This window comes from Pseudomonas sp. Ost2 (assembly GCF_018326065.1).
Taxonomy (GTDB): domain Bacteria; phylum Pseudomonadota; class Gammaproteobacteria; order Pseudomonadales; family Pseudomonadaceae; genus Aquipseudomonas; species Aquipseudomonas gingeri.
Genome location: NZ_AP021904.1, coordinates 1,558,556 through 1,579,349, shown reverse-complemented (window position 1 = coordinate 1,579,349; position 20,794 = coordinate 1,558,556). Strand labels below are relative to the sequence as shown.

16 protein-coding genes are annotated in these 20,794 nt (G+C 63.0%); 10 read left to right on the top strand and 6 right to left on the bottom strand.

From position 1 onward, the window contains the following. Nucleotides 1-11 precede the first annotated feature (11 nt). From KI243_RS06845 to KI243_RS06825, 5 genes are all read right to left on the bottom strand, one after another. Entirely contained in the window at nt 12-1,508 is a 1,497-nt protein-coding gene (locus KI243_RS06845; protein ID WP_212810640.1) for a phage tail sheath subtilisin-like domain-containing protein, read from the bottom strand. After that, a complete protein-coding gene (locus tag KI243_RS06840) occupies nt 1,508-1,690 on the bottom strand; it encodes a DUF2635 domain-containing protein (RefSeq protein WP_017127627.1) in 183 nt (60 codons plus the stop codon). The genes KI243_RS06845 and KI243_RS06840 overlap by 1 nt, the downstream gene beginning before the upstream one ends. Then, nucleotides 1,687-2,271: a hypothetical protein gene (locus tag KI243_RS06835; protein WP_017127626.1), complete on the bottom strand. Its 585-nt coding sequence runs from the start codon at nt 2,269-2,271 to the stop codon at nt 1,687-1,689. Before KI243_RS06835 ends, KI243_RS06840 begins: the two co-directional genes overlap by 4 nt. 162 nt (nt 2,272-2,433) lie before the next feature. After that, nucleotides 2,434-2,781 (bottom strand): phage holin family protein, encoded by a 348-nt coding sequence (locus KI243_RS06830; RefSeq protein ID WP_177109005.1) that lies wholly within the window; start codon nt 2,779-2,781, stop codon nt 2,434-2,436. Between the two features lie 604 nt (nt 2,782-3,385). After that, nucleotides 3,386-4,129, bottom strand: a complete 744-nt coding sequence (locus KI243_RS06825) for an XRE family transcriptional regulator (protein WP_083875407.1) — start codon at nt 4,127-4,129, stop codon at nt 3,386-3,388. Between the two features lie 187 nt (nt 4,130-4,316). On the opposite strand from KI243_RS06825, the gene mutS reads away from it, so the two are divergent. The 9 genes from mutS (at nt 4,317) to KI243_RS06780 (ending at nt 17,272) form a co-directional block, all read left to right on the top strand. Next, on the top strand, nt 4,317-6,896 hold the full coding sequence (gene mutS / locus KI243_RS06820) for a DNA mismatch repair protein MutS (RefSeq protein WP_177085807.1): 2,580 nt from the start codon (nt 4,317-4,319) through the stop codon (nt 6,894-6,896). Between the two features lie 142 nt (nt 6,897-7,038). After that, entirely contained in the window at nt 7,039-7,362 is a 324-nt protein-coding gene (gene fdxA, locus KI243_RS06815; RefSeq protein WP_003222178.1) for a ferredoxin FdxA, read from the top strand. 569 nt (nt 7,363-7,931) lie between these two features. Further along, the gene (locus KI243_RS06810; protein ID WP_017127609.1) at nt 7,932-8,450 is read left to right on the top strand and encodes a sigma-70 family RNA polymerase sigma factor; all 519 of its coding nucleotides are present in this window, start codon (nt 7,932-7,934) and stop codon (nt 8,448-8,450) included. Between the two features lie 148 nt (nt 8,451-8,598). After that, nucleotides 8,599-9,504, top strand: coding sequence for a FecR domain-containing protein (locus KI243_RS06805; RefSeq protein ID WP_085983798.1), 906 nt, complete (start codon nt 8,599-8,601; stop codon nt 9,502-9,504). A 115-nt stretch (nt 9,505-9,619) separates the two neighbouring features. Next, a complete protein-coding gene (locus tag KI243_RS06800) occupies nt 9,620-12,220 on the top strand; it encodes a TonB-dependent receptor (RefSeq protein WP_177085805.1) in 2,601 nt (866 codons plus the stop codon). Nucleotides 12,221-12,363: 143 nt separating this feature from the next. After that, complete coding sequence (locus KI243_RS06795; RefSeq protein ID WP_177130637.1) at nt 12,364-12,972, top strand: biliverdin-producing heme oxygenase; 609 nt, start codon at nt 12,364-12,366, stop codon at nt 12,970-12,972. Between the two features lie 143 nt (nt 12,973-13,115). Then, nucleotides 13,116-13,523, top strand: a complete 408-nt coding sequence (locus KI243_RS06790; protein ID WP_042936229.1) for a YbaN family protein — start codon at nt 13,116-13,118, stop codon at nt 13,521-13,523. A 189-nt stretch (nt 13,524-13,712) separates the two neighbouring features. Then, nucleotides 13,713-15,851 carry a methyl-accepting chemotaxis protein gene (locus KI243_RS06785; protein ID WP_103032774.1) on the top strand — a complete coding sequence of 713 codons (2,139 nt, stop codon included), beginning with the start codon at nt 13,713-13,715 and terminating at the stop codon, nt 15,849-15,851. Nucleotides 15,852-15,919: 68 nt separating this feature from the next. Beyond that, nucleotides 15,920-17,272, top strand: coding sequence for a CoA transferase (locus tag KI243_RS06780; protein ID WP_017127603.1), 1,353 nt, complete (start codon nt 15,920-15,922; stop codon nt 17,270-17,272). Between the two features lie 212 nt (nt 17,273-17,484). Here the strand turns inward: KI243_RS06780 and arcD (KI243_RS06775) are convergent, their stop codons facing one another. Beyond that, nucleotides 17,485-18,912, bottom strand: a complete 1,428-nt coding sequence (gene arcD / locus KI243_RS06775; protein WP_212810639.1) for an arginine-ornithine antiporter — start codon at nt 18,910-18,912, stop codon at nt 17,485-17,487. Between the two features lie 448 nt (nt 18,913-19,360). Here arcD (KI243_RS06775) and arcD (KI243_RS06770) point away from each other — a divergent pair, with 448 nt between their 5' ends. Continuing rightward, nucleotides 19,361-20,788 (top strand): arginine-ornithine antiporter, encoded by a 1,428-nt coding sequence (gene arcD, locus KI243_RS06770; protein ID WP_042936031.1) that lies wholly within the window; start codon nt 19,361-19,363, stop codon nt 20,786-20,788. The last annotated feature ends 6 nt before the right edge of the window (nt 20,789-20,794 follow it).

Here is a 20,794-nt window from a genome sequence, read left to right as displayed (position 1 = left end):
TCGGGTGGCAATCAAGCCACCGCGTCGTACTGCAGACGGAACTGGTTGAGCAGCGCGAACACGCGCAGGCCGTTGATGTAGTCAGGCGGGAACAACACGTTGACCCGGCTCGGGTCCTGGCTGTCGCGCTCGACGATCAGGTGCTCGGCGAACAGCTCGGCGTTTTCCACATGACCTTCCAGTTCGAGCTTGGCGTACTGGGCAATCAGCTCGCCGCGAATGGTGCTCGGGGTGACGATCGGCTGCCCGGCGCCGAAGCGGGTGCCATCGCTGGCGAGCTTGTGGCGACCGTACTTGCTGGTGATCACGCTTTGCAGACGACGGACGATAAAGGCCGACTGATGCATGGTTTCGCTGTCCAGGTAGGAGTTGTCCGCCTGGCCGTACGCGTTTTTCTGGTAGGTGGTGATCGCACGCTGGATGCGCACGTAGCCGCCTTCGTAGTACGCGGTGGCGATGCCGTAGCTGAGCAGCGACTGGCGCTCGGTCAGGGTGAAACGCTCGCTGGCCGGAGCCGGATCGATACCCGGCAGGCTGCCGCTCTGGGTCGGACGGCTGGCGTCGGCGGAGATGAACACCGCGGTGCGCGCGGCCAGGGCCGCGGCCTGGATCCAGTACGGTTGCGGAACGCCGGGCTCCAGGGCCTGGATGGTCATGTGCTGGTCGTTGCGGGTCTGGCCGGCCGCCACCAGGGTGCCGATGGTGCCGCGCTTGGCGGTGTAGACGTGGCCGAACAGCTGCTTGGACCAGGACCAGCGACCGACATTGTCGTCCATCGCCGCTTGCCAGGTACTCAGGCTGGCCGCATCGGACCATGGCTGGCAGATGAACTCGAACGGTTCGTCGCCCAGAGCCGCCAGCGCCGCGACCTGATCCGGCACACCGGCGCCACCCGCCATCCTGGCAGTGACGATGGTCAGGCCGGCCGGGGTTTCTTCGCCGTTGCTCTTGCCCAGGCGGTTGAACTGCAGGCTGATGTCGTTGCCGCTGTCACCGGTCCATTTGCAGCTCAGGGTAACGGTGCCATCGGTGGCCACGGCACTGACTGGTAGGTCGGCGGCGGCGTTGATTTGCAGTGCCAGGGTGGTTGCCACCTGGGCGGCGGTCGCGCCGTTGACCACGGCGGCCTGGACCCGTACACCACCGACATACAGGTTGAGCACGCCGCTTTCGGTGGCGGCGCCGGTCAGTTTCAGATCGGCCTTGGCAATCGCGCCGGTGCTATTGCGCAGCGGCAGGCACCAGATCTCGCCGACCGGATCGGTCTTGCGCCAGGTGTCGTACATCGCGGCGAGCATCGAGCCCTGGCCACCGATGCTCTTCGCCAGGGCGACGCTGGAGACCAGTACCAGGCTGCCGATTTCCGCGCTGGTGGCGTTGTCATTGACCTGGGCGACGATCAGTCGACGCAGGGTCGACGACGCGCTATTGGCCGCCGAGTTGTCCATCTCGGCATAGAACAGCGGAACACGCAGGTCCGCGGGGATGTTGCTGAATCCGATAGCCATTATTGGGCATCCTGTGGTTGTGCCGCTTGCACGGCGGTGAGGGTGATATCGCCATCGGCCTGACGACGGCGCCACCAGGCGCTGTCAGCCACTTCGCGACCGGCGGCCGGCAGCAGATCGCCGGCTTCCGGATCCGGCACGGCGCGGCCTTCGGCCGGCACTACGGTGATGCGTTGGGTCATTGCTTTACGTCTCCTGAAAAAGTCAGCTCCAGACGCCCGTCGGGGCCTGGGCGGTGCAGATTGGGGTCGGCCGGGTCGATGGCATCGACCCGCACCGTCACCCCGGTAAAAGACGGCAAGCCGTCCAATTCACGCTCGTGCCAGGTTTCCGCCGGGTCGCTGGAGCGATTGCGCCCCAGCTGGAACTCGGCGAAGAAATGCAGGCGATAGAGCAGGCGGCTGGCGTTGATCGAAATCAGTTCGCCGCCGTCGTATTCGAGAGGGGTGTAGAAGGTGTCGGGCTTGAAGCCCACCAGCGCGCGCCAGAGTTCGGCACGCAAGGTATGCAGTTGGTCGAACGCGGCCTGGCCGTTGCTGCCGTCGAGCACCAGGGTCAGTTCCAGGCGATCGCGGATGCCCTGGCGGGTGACGTTCTGCGAGGCGTCCTTGCTCGCCAGGTCGGCGATCACGGCGACAAATGCCGCCGGGGTTTGCAGCGTGGTGTTGCCTTGCAACAGATCGAGATCAAGGCCAGTCGAGATAGATGAGGCAAGACTGGGGCATTGATCGCGCAATTGCTTGAGGATCGGGGTGATTTTCATGGGGTGCACCGGGTAATAAAAAACCCGTCGATTGACGGGTTCGACAGGCGATCACTCGCCTCCAGAAAGCCCGCGTCCATGCGGGCTGGGCCCTGCTCTCGGGCCCGACGGCTCCAGTCCGTTGGTGATGTTGATGACCTCCTTGTTCAAGGATTTGCCGGACTACTGTCCAGACCTGGTTTCCGGGGGAGGCACCTCGCCCACCCCCAGCCGCCTGGCCGCCCAGCGCTCGTAAAGGCCGATGGCGACATCCGCACCGGCCATGGCGGTCAGGCATCCAAAGGCGCCGGCGGTCCAGATCGACACGCCGGCGGCGTACAGCAGCATGATGGTCGACACCCCGCAGACCATGCAGGCCCCGGAGCGCAGCGCCAGCCGGCGCAGCAGCGACCAGCCACGGGCGCCCTCCTTGTCGGCACGCCACATTTCACCGGAAACGCCGCCGATCACGGCCAGCACGATGACCAGCCAGACAGGCATGTCCGCCAACGCTTGTTGCTCGTTCGTCATGTCACGCCTCCTGCAATAAAAAGGGGCCATTCATTGGCCGGTGGGGGTTTCGCTTGGATTTCAAGATGAAGGATTCTCGTGGAAGCCCAGGTTCGGTGGGCATTCCAAAAAGCCCGGTCGCCCAGGCTTTTCAGTAATGCGGTCCTGATGCCCCGGCCTGAACCGACCCGCGTTTTCGGCGAGGCGGATTTCCGGCAAGGCACTTGATCCTTCGGCGCTACTGGCGCGGTACGGATCGATTCGAATTGTTCCTCCGACCGCGACCCTGTCCGCCGGATAACTGCTTACGGTGCTTTACGCTGCACACCCGGGTCAGTTGCCAACCCTCTGAACCGTTGAGGCCGGTTCATCGCTGCCTGTTCTTTGAAGCGGTGTCACTAAAGAGCTTCGGGTTGCCCCTGGCATTTCTGCCTGTGGCCGACCTTTCCGGCCGGCTTGAGACAAAGAATATGCATGTATGCATATACAGTCAATGCACAAATGCATTTATTTATGCATCGAGATTTGCACCCATGCATGAAACCCATGTCGGTCAGGGGCTACGGGTTTTTTTGGGGCGAAAAAAAACCCACATCGCTGTGGGTTTTTTCCGAGTCAGGACGGATTAGCGGGCGTACATGCCCCACCAGAAGACATGACCGAGGATGGTGATCTGCTCTTCCTGGATTTCCTGGAAGCTGTAGTCCTCATCCGGATGCTCGTCACGATTGAAGCTGCGCAGGCGGATCCCGCTGGGCAGGCGATAGAGTTGTTTCACCCGCAGTTGACCGTTGTGGTTGATGGCATAGAGGTCGCCGTCGACGATGTCGCCGATGGCGCTCTTGCCGGCGTTGACCCCGACCGTGGCGCCGTCGCGCAGCACCGGCAACATACTGTTGCCACGCACGGTCACGCACTTGGCCTGGTCGAACTGCACGCCGTTATGGCGAAGGCTGCGTTTGCCGAAGCGCAGGCTGGCCTTCTCGCTTTCCTCGATGACGAATCTTCCTGATCCAGCAGCCAATTCAACCTCGCGAAGAAAGGGAACGGAAACCTCGTCTTCATCGACGGGGGTATCGTCGTCCCACAGGCTTATATCCTTGAGTTCCGAATGCAGCGTGACCGGCTCCTGATCCCTGGTGCCGGCAATGTCGGCACGTCCGCGCAACTGGTCGGTGCTGACACGGAAATACTCGGCGATCTTCGAGATGTGCTTGTCCGAAGGATCGACGATCTTCCCGCTGAGGATGCGCGACAGGGTGGATTGGGGCACGCCGGTACGACGGTGAAGCTCCGTGGGGGAGATCCCGTGACGGTCGAGCAATGCTCGGAGGACGGTAGAAACGTTGCGTATTTGCATAACGCGCATATTGCTTGGGCTTTTCGCGAATGGCAAATGCTGATTTGCATATTTCATGCATGAAAATTTGCACCGACGTCAAAAGGCCATGCCTGCGGACGCCGGACCGCCCGTGTTAACCTTGCGCCCATCGTAAAGCAGCGGGCCAGACGCCCGACCTTGCCCCCCACTCAAAACGAATCCGCCTAAGTATCCGATGAGTAAAACTACTTCCGATCTGTCCAGCCACACGCCGATGATGCAGCAATACTGGCGCCTGAAGAACCAGCACCCCGACCAGTTGATGTTCTACCGCATGGGCGACTTCTACGAGATCTTCTATGAAGACGCGAAGAAGGCCGCCAAGCTGCTGGACATCACCCTCACGGCCCGCGGGCAGTCGGCCGGGCAGGCGATTCCGATGTGCGGGATTCCGTACCATTCGCTCGAGGGTTATCTGGTCAAGCTGGTCAAGCTGGGCGAGTCGGTGGTGATCTGCGAGCAGATCGGCGACCCGGCCACCAGCAAGGGTCCGGTGGAACGCCAGGTGGTGCGGATCATCACCCCCGGTACCGTCAGTGACGAAGCCCTGCTCGATGAACGCCGCGACAACCTGATCGCCGCCTTGCTGGGCGATGAGCGTCTGTTCGGCCTGGCGGTGCTGGATATCACCAGTGGCAATTTCAGCGTCCTGGAAATCAAGGGCTGGGAAAACCTGCTGGCGGAACTGGAGCGGATCAACCCGGTGGAACTGCTGATTCCGGATGACTGGCCGCAGGGACTGCCGGCGGAAAAACGCCGGGGCACCCGTCGTCGCGCGCCGTGGGATTTCGAGCGCGATTCCGCGCATAAAAGTCTCTGTCAGCAATTTTCCGTGCAGGACCTGAAAGGCTTCGGTTGCGAAACCCTGACCCTGGCCATCGGTGCCGCCGGCTGCCTGCTCAGCTACGCCAAGGAAACCCAGCGCACCGCCCTGCCGCATTTGCGCAGCCTGCGCCATGAGCGCCTGGACGACACCGTGGTGCTCGATGCCGCCAGCCGCCGCAACCTGGAACTGGACACCAACCTCGCCGGCGGTCGCGACAACACCCTGCAATCGGTGGTCGACCGCTGCCAGACCGCCATGGGCAGCCGTCTGCTGACCCGCTGGCTGAACCGTCCGCTGCGTGACCTCAAGGTCCTGACGGCACGCCAGAGCTCCATCACTTGCCTGCTGGAAGGCTACCGCTTTGAAAAGCTGCAACCGCAGCTCAAGGAAATCGGCGATATCGAGCGCATCCTCGCCCGGATCGGCCTGCGCAATGCCCGTCCTCGCGACCTGGCGCGCCTGCGCGATGCCCTCGGCGCACTGCCGCAACTGCAGGACGCGATGCTCGAACTGGACGCCCCGCACCTCAGGCAACTGGCCGCCACCACCCGCACCTACCCGGAACTGGCGATCCTGCTGGAACGCGCCATCATCGATAACCCGCCGGCGATCATCCGCGACGGTGGGGTCCTGAAGACCGGCTACGATACCGAACTGGACGAACTGCTGTCCCTCAGTGAAAACGCCGGGCAGTTCCTGATCGACCTGGAAGCCCGGGAAAAAGCCCGCACGGGCCTGGCCAACCTCAAGGTCGGCTACAACCGTGTCCACGGCTATTTCATCGAGTTGCCGAGCAAGCAGGCCGAGTCGGCGCCGGCCGACTATATCCGCCGCCAGACCCTCAAGGGCGCCGAGCGCTTTATCACCCCGGAACTCAAGGAGTTCGAAGACAAGGCCCTGTCGGCCAAGAGCCGGGCCCTGGCGCGGGAAAAGATGCTCTACGAAGCCCTGCTCGAAACCCTGATCGGCGAGTTGCCGCCATTGCAGGACACCGCCGCGGCGCTGGCTGAGCTGGATGTCCTGAGCAACCTCGCCGAACGCGCGCTGAACCTGGACCTGAACTGCCCGCGCTTTGTCGACGAGCCGTGCATGCGCATCAGCCAGGGGCGCCACCCGGTAGTCGAGCAGGTGCTGACCACGCCGTTCGTGGCCAACGACCTGGCCCTCGACGACAACACCCGCATGCTGGTGATCACCGGTCCGAACATGGGCGGTAAATCCACCTACATGCGCCAGACCGCATTGATCGTGCTGCTGGCGCATATCGGCAGCTTCGTGCCGGCGGCCAGTTGCGAACTGTCACTGGTGGACCGGATCTTCACCCGGATCGGCTCCAGCGACGACCTGGCCGGTGGCCGCTCGACCTTCATGGTGGAAATGAGCGAAACCGCGAATATCCTGCACAACGCCAGCGAACGAAGCCTGGTGCTGATGGACGAAGTCGGGCGCGGCACCAGTACCTTCGACGGCCTGTCCCTGGCCTGGGCCGCCGCCGAGCGCCTGGCGCACCTGCGGGCCTACACGCTGTTCGCCACGCACTATTTCGAACTGACGGTGCTGCCGGAAAGCGAACCGCTGGTGGCCAACGTGCACCTGAACGCGACCGAGCACAATGAGCGCATCGTCTTCCTGCACCACGTGCTGCCCGGCCCGGCCAGCCAGAGCTACGGCCTGGCGGTGGCGCAACTGGCCGGCGTGCCGTCCGATGTGATCGTCCGGGCCCGCGAACACCTGAGCCGCCTGGAAACCACCAGCCTGCCCCACGAGATTCCCGTGACCAAGCCCGGCAAGCCGGCGGCACCGATGCAGAGCGACATGTTCGCCAGCCTGCCGCACCCCGTGCTCGATGAACTGGCCAAGCTCGACCTGGACAATCTGACCCCACGCCGCGCGTTGGAAATGCTCTATACATTGAAGACACGGATCTAACGCAGACGGCCGCAAGCTGCTAGAATCTCGCGCGGTTTGGGATGCTGCGGGCTATTAGCCTGGTTCGCAGACTATCGCTCCCGAACCTGGCGAACCCATTTTGACCGGGTTTCGCTGCCGCCGCCTGAGGAGAAAATTAGAAATGACCTTCGTCGTCACCGACAACTGCATCAAGTGCAAGTACACCGACTGCGTAGAAGTCTGTCCGGTGGACTGCTTTTACGAAGGCCCGAACTTCCTGGTGATTCACCCGGACGAGTGCATCGACTGCGCGCTTTGCGAGCCGGAATGCCCTGCTGTGGCTATTTTCTCCGAGGATGAAGTCCCGGAGGACATGCAAGAGTTCATTCAGTTGAACGTCGAGCTGGCTGAAATCTGGCCCAACATCACCGAGAAGAAAGAATCGCTGCCGGATGCCGAAGAGTGGGATGGCGTCAAAGGCAAGATCAAAGACCTCGAACGCTGATTGCCGAGCGTTCCTGAAAAGGCCCCTTGCGGGCCTTTTTACGTTTCCGGGCAGGAGGTTTCACTTTCCTGCAGGCAAAAAAAAGGGGCGGTATGACCCGCCCACATTTTTTCCCTAATCCCTTTTTTCCCTTTCATCATCCTGATGAATCGCATCCTGCGACGTTCCTTCCAGCGACCTTCCTTGATCACCGTGTCTATCCGTCGACACAGGGCTGATATTAAGGGTTTTCAGATCGCCTGCAAGTGGATCCAACGGCAGGCATCTGCCATCCGGGCCCATCAAGAAATACAAAAATACATATATTTCAACAAGATACAAAAATCATGCGGTGATCTATTCCTACTTCCATCCTTGATCGCTTACGCAACGTGTAAGCAAAGGCTTACACCGGCAAGCCTACAAAAAAGAACTTCTGGATTCCGACACAGTCTCCTGCGCTCATTGCATCAAGACAGTCCCGAGCAAACACCAGCGGCCCGCTCAAACAGGCCGGCAGCACATAAGTACTTGACCAACGACACAGATGATAAGCATTATCATTCGCTTGTAATCGCTCCGGTGCTGTCGTGACGCAATCCCAGTTCAACCAGGTCTTCCTTACCCAGCGGGTCTCGCTGCTGCGGACGCTGCAACGCATGGTGCACAACCACAGCACCGCCGAAGACCTGTTGCAGGAGACGTACCTGCGGGTTACCCGGGCGTTGAGCGAACGCCCCATCGATCACCTCGAACCCTTTGTGTTCCAGACCGCCCGCAACCTGGCGCTGGACCACCTGCGCGCACGACGTATCCAGTCCCGTACCCTGATGGAAGACGTGCCGCTGGAGGTCGTGGAGAATGTCGCCGCGCCGCTGAGCACCCCGGAAGATGCCACCCATGCCGAACAACTGCTGGAGCGCCTGAGTGTGAGCCTTGGTCAATTGAGTGCCCGCCAGCAGCAGATCTTCATCCTCAGCCGCCTGCACGGCTGCAGCTATCAGGAGATCGCCGAACAGCTCGACGTGTCCCTGAGCACCGTGCAGAAGGAACTCAAGCTGATCATGGCCATCTGTGTCGGGGTGGCCGAACGCCTGGATCGCCCTTAAGCTTGGCACCAGACCTATAAGATCCGTCCATGCACAGCAGCGGATCATCGAATCGAACCGTGGCAGCGATTACCGAGGAACACCCGTGACGGACAGCCCCAACCTGCACTCCCCCGAGCCGGCTCGGCAGGTGTTGCAAGACAACGCCATGGATCAGGCACTGGACTGGCTGATCGTGATGGAGTGCCCGAGCGCCGAGCAGCGCGTCGAATTCAATGCCTGGCTCGCCGCCGATCCGGCGCACGCTCAGGCCTACGCCCGCGCCAGCGGCGCCTGGAATGCCGAACCGGTGATCGCCGCCGCCCAGGCCCTGCAAGCCCGGCGTCGGCCGTCGTTGCCACGACGCCTGCGCCCCCACTGGAAACCCCTGGCGACCGCCGCCGTGCTGCTGATCGCCATCGGCATCTACGGCAACCTGCCGTTGCGCCTGCAGGCCGATCACCTGACCGTGGTCGGTGAGCGCCAGCACCTGCAGCTGGAAGATGGCTCCAAGGTCCTGCTCAATACCAACTCGGCGTTCTCCAGTTCCTTCACCGAGCAGAGGCATGTGGCCCGGCTGTACAAGGGCGAAGCGTTTTTCGAGGTGTCCGGCCAGCGCGAACACCCGCTGGAAGTCGATGCCGGCCCGGTCCAGGCCAGCGTGCGCGATACCGCCTTCGCCGTGCGTTACCTCAATGGCGAAGCGCAGGTCCAGGTGGAACGTGGTGATGTCGACCTGCGCACCCGCGACGACAGCGCCCGCCTGCGTCTCTCCGCCGGCAACAGCGTGCGGATCGGTCCCCATGGCTTTGGTCGTCCGGAAAAGCTCGACGTACAGAAGGACCTGGCCTGGGTCCAGGGTCGCCTGGTGTTCGAGAACTGCCCGATGAGCCAGGTGCTGGCCGAACTGCGGCGCTATTACCCCGGCTGGATCGTCAACAACAACGAGCAGTTGGCGCAGGTCGCCGTGACCGGCAACTACCGCCTGGACAAGCCTCTGGACGTGGTCCGCTCCCTCGCCCACATCACCTCCGCGCGGGTATCGGAATACCCGGCGCTGGTCATTCTCAACTAGCTGAAAGTTTTTTTACTCGATAGCGATAGGCCATTCGTCTCGTTATAGCCAATGCAAGTGATTCTCATAAAGAATCGCATTGCAACTATAAGATTCGTACACCGGAGCGCTATCGATGCCCACACGTTTCACGCCCAAGGCCCGCAGCAGCGGCCTGCAACAGTGCACCCTGTCCCTGCTCACCGTCGCTGTGTTGCTCGCCGGTGCCCAGGCGACTCCCGTGCTCGCGGCGACCAGCGCCGAACAGCCGGCACGCAGTCTGGGCAACTACAACTTCGCGATCGCCCAGCAACCGCTGGTGTCGGCCCTGAATGCGTTCACCACGGTCACCGGCTGGCAAGTCGGCCTGCCGGCCGAACTCGGCCAGGGCGTGGCATCACCGGGCGTACGCGGTGCGCTGACGCCGGAAAAAGCCCTGGAGCGCCTGCTGGTCGGCACCAACCTGAGTTACCGCAAGCTGGGCGACAACAATATCGTCCTGGAAAAACGCGCCGGCGGCAGCACCCTCAACCTGCAGCAGGTGACCATCAGTGCCACCCGCCAGGAGCAGGACGTGTCCTCGGTGCCGAGCACCGTGACCGTACAGGACCGCCAGCAACTCGACCGGCAGAACGTCAACACCATCAAGGAACTGGTGCGTTATGAGCCCGGCGTCTCGGTCGGCGGTGCCGGTCAGCGCGGCGGCGGCATCAGCAACTACAACATCCGCGGCATCGACGGCGACCGCATTCTGACCCAGGTCGATGGCGTCGAAATCCCCGACAGTTTCTTCAACGGTCCCTACGCGCAGACCCAGCGCAACTACGTCGATCCGGAAATCATCAAGCGCGTGGAGATCCTGCGCGGACCGGCCTCCGTTCTCTACGGCAGCAACGCCATCGGCGGCGCCGTGAGTTACTACACCCTCGATCCGGACGACATCATCAAGCCCGGCCAGGACACCGGCGCGCGCCTGAAGACCGGCTACAGTTCCGCCGACAACAGCTGGCTGACCTCCGGCACCGTCGCCGGTCGCAACGGCGACTTCGACGGCTTGCTGCACCTGAGCCAGCGCAACGGTCGCGAAACCGAATCCTATGGCGACACCGGCGGCACCGGGCTCAAGCGGACCGAGGCCAACCCGGAAACCGCCCGGACCACCAACGTGCTGGCCAAGCTGGGCTGGAACTACAACGACGACTCGCGCCTGGGCCTGACCTACGAACGCTTCAAGAGCGACATCGACACCAACCAGCGCAGCGCCGTGGGCGGACCGTTCGGCAATGGCGTCCCGGTCGGCATGTACCTCTCGCGCACAGGCAACGACACGGTGACCCGCGAGCGCTTCGGTATCGAGGACAGCTTCGGCCTGGACAGCGCCGTGGCCGATCACGTCAAGCTGAGCCTGAACTACCAGACCGCCAAGACCGACGAAAGCACCCTGGAAGACTACTTCCCCTTCGTTCGTCATGTGATGCGCAGCCGCGACACGGTCTACCAGGAACAGCAATGGGTACTCGACGCCCAGGCGGACAAGGCCTTCAATATCGGCGAAACCGACCACCTGCTGACTTATGGCACCACGATCAAGCAGCAGAAAGTCACCGGCTCGCGCAGCGGTAGCGGCACCTGCCTGGCGCTCAGCAGCCTGGCGCAGGGCTGTACGGTGATCGGCGGCGACAGCCCGAGGGACCGGCTGGTGAAATCCAGCGACTTCCCGGACCCGACCATCGACAGCTACGGCCTGTTCGCCCAGGACCAGATCAGCTGGAACAAATGGACCTTCCTGCCCGGCCTGCGCTACGACTACACCCAGCTCAAGCCGCATATCACCCAGGAATTCGTCAACACCATCAACGCCGCGGGTGGCGGCACCATCGACGGTTCCGACAAGACCTGGCATCGGCTGTCGCCCAAGTTCGGCCTGACCTATGCCCTGACCGACCAGTACACCTGGTACGGCCAATACGCCGAAGGTTTCCGCACACCATCGGCCAAGGCCCTTTACGGTCGCTTCCAGAACAGCACCTCCGGCTATAACGTCGAGCCCAACCCGAACCTGGAGCCGGAAAAGAGCAAGAGCTACGAAACCGGCCTGCGCGGCAAGTTCGACGCCGGCTCCTTCGATGTGGCGGTGTTCTATAACAAGTACCGCGACTTCATCAACGAAGACGCCGTCGCCCCGGGCTACAGCGAGCTGACCTTCCAGACCAACAACATCAAGCACGCCACCATCAAGGGCGCGGAAGCCAAGGGTCGCCTGGACCTGGACCACTTCGGTGCCCCCCAGGGGCTCTACACCCAGGGCTCGGTGGCCTATACCTACGGTCGCAACGATGACACCGGCGAGCCGATCAACAGCGTCAACCCGCTCACCGGCGTCTTCGGCCTCGGCTACGACCAGGACAACTACGGCGCGCTCTTGAGCTGGACCCTGGTCAAGCGCAAGGATCGGGTCGATGACACCACCTTCAACGCCCCGGACGGCCTGACCAGCAGCAAGCAGTTCAAGACCCCGGGCTACGGTGTGTTCGACCTGACCGGCTTCTACAAGGTGACCGACGATGTGACCGTCAATGCCGGCCTGTACAACCTGACCGACAAGAAATACTGGAACTGGGATGACGTGCGCGGCTACGACGGTGTCGGCGAAGCCGGTGCCGTCAGCCCGGCCAACCTCGACCGCCTGACCGCTCCGGGGCGCAACTTTTCGGTCAACCTGATCTGGGACATCTGACCTTGCGCACCTGACCCCCTGCACACCTCTCCCGCCGCGATATGCAACGGCGGGGTGAGGTTTTTTTACTGTGGCGCGTCTTCTGATTCGTCTATCTATTTGTGTAGCAATTGAAAGCGCCTCTCATTCCCAAGGACTTCGCAATGACCTCCCAGGACAACACCCAGCGCCCGAGCCTGCGCTCCCAACGCCTGAACCAGATCACCAACGAGCCGCACACCCGGCTCGATCATCTGGTGAAGGCCCATGCGCCGTTCGAAACCCAGGCCAACTTCGCCCGTTTTGTCGTCGCCCAGTACCTGTTCCAGTCGGAACTGGTCGCCCTGTACAACGATCCCGAACTGATCGCCATTGTCCCGGACCTGCCGGCCCGCTGCCGTGCCGAACAGGCCAAGGCCGACCTCGCCGACCTGGACACCGAAGTACCGGCACCGGTCGCCGGTGCGGTGCACAACCCGAGCAAGGCCGAAGCGCTGGGCTGGATCTTTGTCTCCGAGGGTTCCAAGCTCGGTGCGGCGTTCCTGATCAAGCGTGCCGTTGGCCTGGGCCTGAGCGAAACCTTCGGTGCCCGTCACCTGGGCGAGCCGGCCGGTGGTCGTGCCGAAGGCTGGAAGAGCTTCATCAAGACCCTCGACGGCCTGGAGTTCAGCGCCGAAGAGGAAGCCGCGGTGGAAAAAGGCGCCATCGATGCCTTCGTACGCTTCACCGTGCTGCTGGAACAGGCCTACGCCACGGCGCCCGAACTGGCCTGATGCGAAAGTCCCCGGTGGACGCTACCTCGTGGCGAGCGGGCCCGCCCGCTCGCCACGAGAATCCGCTCCGCGGCACACGCCTTGAACGAACGGCATTGCACCAAGGCTTGAGCCATTTTGCCCAGCGCACCACAATCGACGCCATGACCAGCAAAACACCCTCGTCCTCGAAACTCGCGCGCATCCTGTTCGGCGTGCTCGCCTATGTCAGCCTCGCCATCGGCCTGATCGCCATTGTCGTGCCCGGCCTGCCCACCACCGAGTTCATCCTGCTGGCCGCCTGGGCCGCCACCCGAAGCTCGCCGCGCCTGAGTGCCTGGCTGGAAAACCACCGCCTGTTCGGGCCGATCCTGAGCAACTGGCGCAATGGCAAGATCATCGCCCGCCGGGCCAAGATCAGCGCCACCGTCAGCATGTTGCTCTGCGCCACCCTGATGCTGGTGATGCTCGAACATGGCTGGCCGATCTACCTGGCCATCGCCGGCATGAGCCTGGGCAATCTGTGGATCTGGTCCCGTCCCGAGCACCTGCCGGTCGCCGGGCAACCCTGAAAACACTGCCGCATCCGTACTCTCCGCTGGATCTTCCCACGCAACCGTTTGCGACCACCGCTCATCGGCAAAGCCTCATGTAACAAGGCCTGTAGCCGATGTTGCAGGAATAGCGCCGGATGGAGTTGGCGAACAGGAGTCGGCCCGGACTCGCCTGTCTTCCCCCTTTTCCATCTCGCGAGTACGCCTATGTTCGACGCCCTCTCCATCCGCCTGAAAATCGTCCTGCTGTCCGGCCTGTGCCTGCTTGGCGTAGTGGGGCTGATTGTCGGCATGAATGTCTACCAGACTCGCCAGAGCAACGCGCTGACCGAGTCCTCCAGCAGCCAGATGCTGATCGCCAGCGTCCAGGACCTGCTCCAGGCCAAGGCCGCCGAACAGGCCGTGCGCCTGCAGAAGACCTTCGGCGAAAGCCTGCTGGTGATCACCGCCCTGGCCGACCAGATCAACGATATGCGTAGCCAGGCCGACAGGCATGCGCTACCGGCCGCGGCCCTGCGCGAGGATCTCAACCAGAGCCTCAAGACCGCTTTCGACCGCAACGCCAGGGTGCTCGGTGTCTGGCTGGCCTTCGAGCCCAACGGCCTCGATGGCAAGGATGGCGAATTCCTCAATGACGCACCGCGCGGCGCCAACGAAGCCGGGCGCTTCGCCAGCTACTGGAGTCGCGCCGGGGGCCAGGCGCTGAATACGGTGATGGTCGAGGACGACATGAACAAGACCACCCTCAGCCTCAGCGGTACGCCCTACAACAGTTGGTACACCTGCCCACGCGACAACAAGCGGACCTGCCTGCTGGACCCGTACGCCGACACCGTGGGGGGCAAGCTGGTGCTGATGACCACCATTTCCCTGCCGCTGGTCAGCAACGGCAAGGTCATCGGCGTGGTCGGCATCGACATCGCCCTGGACTCCCTGCAGGCCGCCGCCAACGACTCGCGCCGCGAGCTGTTCAACGGTGCCGGCAACATGCTGATCGTTTCCGGCAGCGGCGTGCTCGCCGGCTTCAGCGGCGATCCGGCGGCGGTCGGCAAGAACATCGGCGACGTCCTCGGCAGCGAAGGCAAGGACGTGCTCCAGGCCGTCTCCGGCGGCGGGGCGAAGATCCTCAAGCAGGGCGACCTGATCCGCGCAGTTTACCCGGTCAGTCCGATTGCCGAGGCCAAGGCCTGGGGCGTGGTGATCGACCTGCCGCAAAAGGTCCTGCTCGCCGACTCGGTGAAACTGCAGAAGGTCCTCGATGAAGCGCAGTCCCGCGGCACCCTGGAGGCCCTGCTGATTGCCGCCGTCGCCGGCCTGGTCGGCCTGTTGCTGATCTGGCTGACGGCCTCCGGCGTGACCCGGCCGATCAACCGCGTGGCCGCGATGCTCAAGGCGATTGCCAGCGGCGACGGCGACCTGACCCAGCGCCTGGACTACAGCAAGAAAGATGAATTGGGCGAGCTGGTCGGCTGGTTCAACCGCTTCCTCGACAAGCTGCAACCGACCATTGCCCAGATCAAGCAGAGCATCGTCGATGCCCGCAGTACCGCCGACCAGTCCTCGGCCATCGCCCGCCAGACCAGCGAAGGCATGCAGACCCAGTTCCGCGAAATCGACCAGGTCGCCACCGCCTCCAACGAAATGAGCGCCACCGCCCACGATGTCGCCAACAGTGCTTCGAACGCCGCCCAGGCGGCCAAGGGCGCGGATCAGTCGGCCAGGGACGGGATGTCGATCATCGAGCGCAGCACCCGCGATATCAACCAGTTGGCCGATGAAGTCAGCAAGGCCGTGGGCGAAGTCGAAGCCCTGGCGGTCAACAGCGAGCAGATCGGTTCGGTACTGGAGGTGATCCGCAGCATTGCCGAGCAGACCAACCTGCTGGCCCTGAACGCGGCCATCGAGGCGGCACGGGCCGGGGAAAGCGGACGCGGCTTCGCCGTGGTGGCCGATGAAGTGCGCAACCTGGCCAAGCGCACCCAGGACTCGGTGGAAGAGATCCGCCTGGTGATCGAGCGGATCCAGAGCGCGACCCGTGGCGTGGTGGCGACCATGCACTCCAGCCAGAGCCAGGCCCAGAGCAACGCCGGGCAAATCCAGCAGGCGGTGCAGGCCCTGGGCAAGATCAGCGACGCGGTGACCGTGATCAGCGACATGAACCTGCAGATCGCCAGCGCGGCGGAACAGCAGAGCGCGGTGGCCGAGGAAGTGAACCGCAATGTCTCGGCGATCCGTAGCGTGACCGAGACCCTGACCGGGCAGGCCGATGAGTCGGCGCAGGTCAGCAGCCAGCTCAATGCCCTGGCCAACCACCAGATGAAGCTGATGGATCAGTTCCGCGTATAGCCACTCTGGAAACATCGACAGCAGCGGGAATTTGCGGTGCAATGGCCCTTCTCATGGAGGGCTTTTCAATGACTGATCTGCTGAAGTCCATTCAAGCCGCACTGGAACTGCCAGGCTCTTCCCCGACCTTCACCGAACGCGGCGCCCTGCCCTCGGCCTTCGCCGTCACCGACCTGGCCAGCGCCAGCCTCGCCGCCGCCGGCGCAGCGGTCGCCGAATTGCTCCAGCAGCAGACCGGGCAGCGCCCGAACATCGGCGTCGACCGGCGCCTGGCCTCCTTCTGGTTCGCCAGTTCCCTGCGCCCCATCGACTGGACCCTGCCGCCGCCCTGGGACCCGATTGCCGGCGACTACGCCACACGCGACGGCTGGATCCGCCTGCACACCAATGCGCCTCACCATCGGGCCGCCGCCGAACGGGTCCTGGGCCAGGTCACGGATCGCCAGGCGATGGCCGCCCGGGTGGCCCAGTGGAGCAAGGGCGAACTGGAGCAGGCCATCGTCGCCACCGGTGGCTGCGCCGCCGAAATGCGCGCGTGGACCGACTGGAAAAGCCACCCTCAGGGCCTGGCGGTCAACGCCGAGGCGCTGGTCCAGCGCAGCACCGATACCCTGCAACGGCCACTGCACTGGCAGGGTTCGACGGCGCGTCCGCTGTCTGGAATCAAGGTCCTCGACCTGACCCGGGTGCTCGCCGGTCCCGTTGCCAGCCGCCTGCTCGCCGGACTCGGCGCCGATGTCCTGCGCATCGATCCCCCAGACTGGGATGAACCGGGCCTGGTCCCGGAAGTCACCCTGGGCAAACGCTGCGCCCGCCTGGACCTGCACGACAGCGCCGACCGCGAGGTCTTCGAACACCTGCTGAGCCAGGCCGATATCCTCCTGCATGGTTACCGGGCCGATGCCCTGGAACGCCTGGGTTACGACGCCCGGCGCCGCCAGCAGCTGGCTCCCGGACTGATCGACGTGAGTCTCAATGCCTATGGCTGGAGCGGACCGTGGCAGCACCGTCGCGGCTTCGACAGCCTGGTGCAGATGAGCACCGGGATTGCCCAGGCGGGCATGGACTGGAAGCAGGCGGATAAACCGACACCGCTGCCGGTGCAGGCGCTGGACCAGGGCACCGGCTACCTGATGGCGGCTGCGGCGATCCGGGCGCTGACCGAACGCCTGGACAGCGGACGCGGCGGCACGGCGCGCCTGTCGTTGGCGCGGACCGCGAAGTTGTTGGTGGAACAGGGCCCGGTCAATGACCCGGAGCCCTTGCGCCGCGAGGTGCCGGCCGATCGCAGCACCCTGGTGGAGTACACCGTCTGGGGGCCGGCGCATCGCCTGGCAGCACCGCTGAACATAGAAGGGTCGCCGTTGCGCTGGCAGTTCCCGGCCGGGGAACTGGGCGCCCATCCCGCAAAGTGGTGGTGAATCGGCAATCGCTTTCGCTGGCAAGCCAGCTCCCACAAGGTTTGCGCCGTACACAAAATAGGTGTGCAACCCGGGCCCTGTGGGAGCCGGGCCTCTTCGCTGGCAAGCCCGGCTCCTACAAGGTTTGCGTCGTACACAAAATCGGTGTGCAACGCGGGCCCTGTGGGAGCCGGGCTTGCCCGCGAAGAGGCCCGGGCAGGCAGCACAAGACTTCAGAGGCTCAACACCCCGCTATACAACCCATAGGCCGCCAGCGAAGCCCCCGTCACCACGCAGCCGAAGATGCCCTTTTCCACCCGGGTGAACAGTGGCTGCCCCTGCTCACGCTTGGCCAGGGCAAACAGGATCACTCCCGGGGCATACAGCAGCGCCGAGAGCAGCAGGTATTTCACCCCGCCCGCATACAACAGCCAGATCGCGTAGATCAGCGCGATGCCACCGACCAGCAGGTCCTTGCGACGTTCGCCCGCCGCACCCTCGTAGGTTTCCCCACGACCGCTCAACAACACCGCATAGGCCGCCGACCACAGGTAAGGCACGAGAATCATCGATGACGCCAGGTAGATCAGGCTGGTGTAGGTGCCCGCCGAAAACAGCGTGATCAACAGGAACAACTGGATCATCACATTGGTCAGCCACAGGGCATTGACCGGCACGTGGTTGGCGTTTTCCTTTTTCAGGAAGGCCGGCATGGTCCGGTCCCGCGCCGTGGCAAAGAGGATTTCGGCACACAGCAATGCCCAGGACAACAAGGCCCCGAGCAACGACACCGCCAGGCCGATACTGATCAGCAAGGCGCCCCAGGGCCCGACGATATGCTCCAGTACCGCCGCCAGGGACGGGTTCTGCAATTGCGCCAGTTCCGGGCGGCTCATGATCCCCAGGGACAAGACATTCACCAGCACCAGCAAGGCCAGCACGCCGATAAAACCGATGACCGTGGCCTTGCCGACATCCGCGCGTTTCTCCGCCCGTCCGGAGTAGACGCTGGCACCCTCGATACCGATGAACACAAATACCGTCACCAGCATCATGTTGCGCACCTGGTCGATCACCCCGCCGAAATCCGGATTGCCGCTCCCCCAGATATCCCGGGTGAAGATATCGGCCCTGAACGCCACGGCGGCGATCACGATAAACATCACGATGGGCACGATCTTGGCGACCGTGGTCAGCTGGTTGATAAAGGCCGCCTCCCTGATCCCGCGCATGACCAGGAAATGCACCGCCCACAGCAACACCGAGGCACAACCGATCGCCACCGGCGTGTTGCCCTGGCCGAAGACCGGGAAGAAGTAACCGAGGGTGCTGAACAACAGGACGAAGTAGCCGACGTTGCCCAGCCAGGCGCTGATCCAGTAGCCCCAGGCCGACGAAAACCCCATGTAGTCGCCAAACCCGGCCTTGGCATAGGCATAGACCCCGGAATCCAGCTCCGGCTTGCGGTTGGCCAGGGTCTGGAAGACGAAGGCCAGGGTCAGCATGCCGACCGCCGTGATTGCCCAACCGATCAGGATCGCCCCGGCATCCGCCCGCGCCGCCATGTTCTGCGGCAGGGAGAAGATCCCGCCACCGATCATCGAGCCGACCACCAGGGCAATCAGCGCACCGAGCCGCAGTTTCTGTGCCGGTTGTGACATATCCACTCCCTGTATTTCCAATTGTTTCAATTATCAAAGAGAGAACGACAGTTCACTCGATTAATGATCGCCTGTCGGAATTCGTTTATTGGATATGGCTAATAAACACGGGAGCTTAAGACCGTTTTCGACTATGCGCCCGGCTCGAACAGACAGTTTTGTGAGCGATTCGAGATTAATCAAGGGCGTTTGAAAAATTGACGCCAGGAATTTGCACTCTCCTGAAAACTGTCTAGTTTAAACATCCACGGCAATACGAATTATTTCTTTTAGTTCTCCCGCGAGGCCTCTGGAACAAGCCTCTCAGCGAGGGCCACGTTGTACCCGCGTAATAGACTCAAGTCATTCATTTTCAATGGAATGTGCCAATGAACTGATCTGAATCACCTCTCGTTATTACTCCCGGACCTACCCTGTAGCCTCACTTCTCCTGGATTGGAGTCATGCAATGTCTGAATCTCCCGGAAAACTACGTCTAGGTGCACTGGTCGCCCTGGTAGTTGGTTCGATGATCGGCGGCGGGATCTTTTCCCTGCCACAAAACATGGCCGCCAGCGCGGATGTCGGTGCGGTATTGATCGGCTGGGCCATTACCGCGGTCGGTATGCTGACCCTGGCCTTTGTCTTCCAGACCCTGGCCAATCGCAAGCCGGACCTGGACGGCGGGGTCTACGCCTACGCCAAGGCCGGTTTCGGCGACTACATGGGCTTCTCATCGGCCTGGGGCTACTGGATCAGTGCCTGGCTGGGCAACGTCGGCTACTTCGTCCTGCTGTTCAGTACCCTCGGCTACTTCTTCCCGGTCTTCGGCGAAGGCAACACCGTCGCGGCGGTGATCGGCGCCTCGCTGCTGCTCTGGGGCGTGCACTTCCTGGTGCTGCGCGGGATCAAGGAGGCGGCCTTCATCAACCTGGTGACCACCGTTGCCAAGGTCGTGCCGCTGCTGCTGTTCGTGCTGATCGCGCTGTTCGCCTTCAAGCTGGATATCTTCACCGCCGACATCTGGGGCGTGAAAAACCCGGACCTGGGCAGCGTGATGAACCAGGTGCGCAACATGATGCTGGTGACCGTCTGGGTGTTTATCGGCATCGAGGGGGCGAGCATCTTTTCCTCCCGGGCGGAAAAACGCTCGGACGTCGGCAAGGCCACGGTCATCGGCTTTATCACCGTGCTGCTGTTCCTGGTGCTGGTGAACGTGCTGTCCCTGGGGATCATGACCCAACCGGAACTGGCGAAGCTGCAGAACCCGTCCATGGCCGCCGTGCTGGAACATGTGGTCGGACACTGGGGCGCGGTGCTGATCAGCGTCGGCCTGATCATCTCGCTGCTCGGGGCCCTGCTGTCGTGGGTGCTGCTGTGCGCGGAAATCATGTTCGCCGCTGCCAAAGACCACACCATGCCGGAGTTCCTGCGCCGCGAAAACGCCAACCATGTGCCGGCCAATGCCCTCTGGCTGACCAACGCCATGGTGCAGATCTTCCTGGTGATCACGCTGTTTTCCGCCAGCACCTACCTGTCGCTGATCTACCTCGCCACCTCGATGATCCTCGTGCCCTACCTGTGGTCCGCGGCCTATGCGGTGCTGCTGGCGGTGCGCGGCGAATCCTATGAAAACGCCTTCGCCGAACGCAGGAAGGACCTGGTCATCGGCGCTATCGCGCTGATCTACGCGGTCTGGCTGCTGTACGCCGGCGGGGTGAAATACCTGCTGCTGTCCGCCCTGCTCTACGCCCCCGGCGCGATCCTGTTCGCCAAGGCCAAGCGCGAGCTGGGCAAACCGATCTTCACCAACGTCGAGAAGCTGATTTTCGCCGCAGTGGTCGCAGGCGCCCTGGTGGCTGCCTACGGACTCTACGACGGCTTCCTGACCCTGTAACACCCT

Bases quoted from the DNA above. Each gene is read 5' to 3' on its own strand.
- KI243_RS06845 (WP_212810640.1), bottom strand. From the start codon at position 1,508: ATGGCTATCGGATTCAGCAACATCCCCGCGGACCTGCGTGTTCCGCTG.
- KI243_RS06840 (WP_017127627.1), bottom strand. From the start codon at position 1,690: ATGACCCAACGCATCACCGTAGTGCCGGCCGAAGGCCGCGCCGTGCCG.
- KI243_RS06835 (WP_017127626.1), bottom strand. From the start codon at position 2,271: ATGAAAATCACCCCGATCCTCAAGCAATTGCGCGATCAATGCCCCAGT.
- KI243_RS06830 (WP_177109005.1), bottom strand. From the start codon at position 2,781: ATGACGAACGAGCAACAAGCGTTGGCGGACATGCCTGTCTGGCTGGTC.
- KI243_RS06825 (WP_083875407.1), bottom strand. From the start codon at position 4,129: ATGCGCGTTATGCAAATACGCAACGTTTCTACCGTCCTCCGAGCATTG.
- mutS (WP_177085807.1), top strand. From the start codon at position 4,317: ATGAGTAAAACTACTTCCGATCTGTCCAGCCACACGCCGATGATGCAG.
- fdxA (WP_003222178.1), top strand. From the start codon at position 7,039: ATGACCTTCGTCGTCACCGACAACTGCATCAAGTGCAAGTACACCGAC.
- KI243_RS06805 (WP_085983798.1), top strand. From the start codon at position 8,599: ATGGATCAGGCACTGGACTGGCTGATCGTGATGGAGTGCCCGAGCGCC.
- KI243_RS06800 (WP_177085805.1), top strand. From the start codon at position 9,620: ATGCCCACACGTTTCACGCCCAAGGCCCGCAGCAGCGGCCTGCAACAG.
- KI243_RS06795 (WP_177130637.1), top strand. From the start codon at position 12,364: ATGACCTCCCAGGACAACACCCAGCGCCCGAGCCTGCGCTCCCAACGC.
- KI243_RS06790 (WP_042936229.1), top strand. From the start codon at position 13,116: ATGACCAGCAAAACACCCTCGTCCTCGAAACTCGCGCGCATCCTGTTC.
- KI243_RS06785 (WP_103032774.1), top strand. From the start codon at position 13,713: ATGTTCGACGCCCTCTCCATCCGCCTGAAAATCGTCCTGCTGTCCGGC.
- KI243_RS06780 (WP_017127603.1), top strand. From the start codon at position 15,920: ATGACTGATCTGCTGAAGTCCATTCAAGCCGCACTGGAACTGCCAGGC.
- arcD (WP_212810639.1), bottom strand. From the start codon at position 18,912: ATGTCACAACCGGCACAGAAACTGCGGCTCGGTGCGCTGATTGCCCTG.
- arcD (WP_042936031.1), top strand. From the start codon at position 19,361: ATGTCTGAATCTCCCGGAAAACTACGTCTAGGTGCACTGGTCGCCCTG.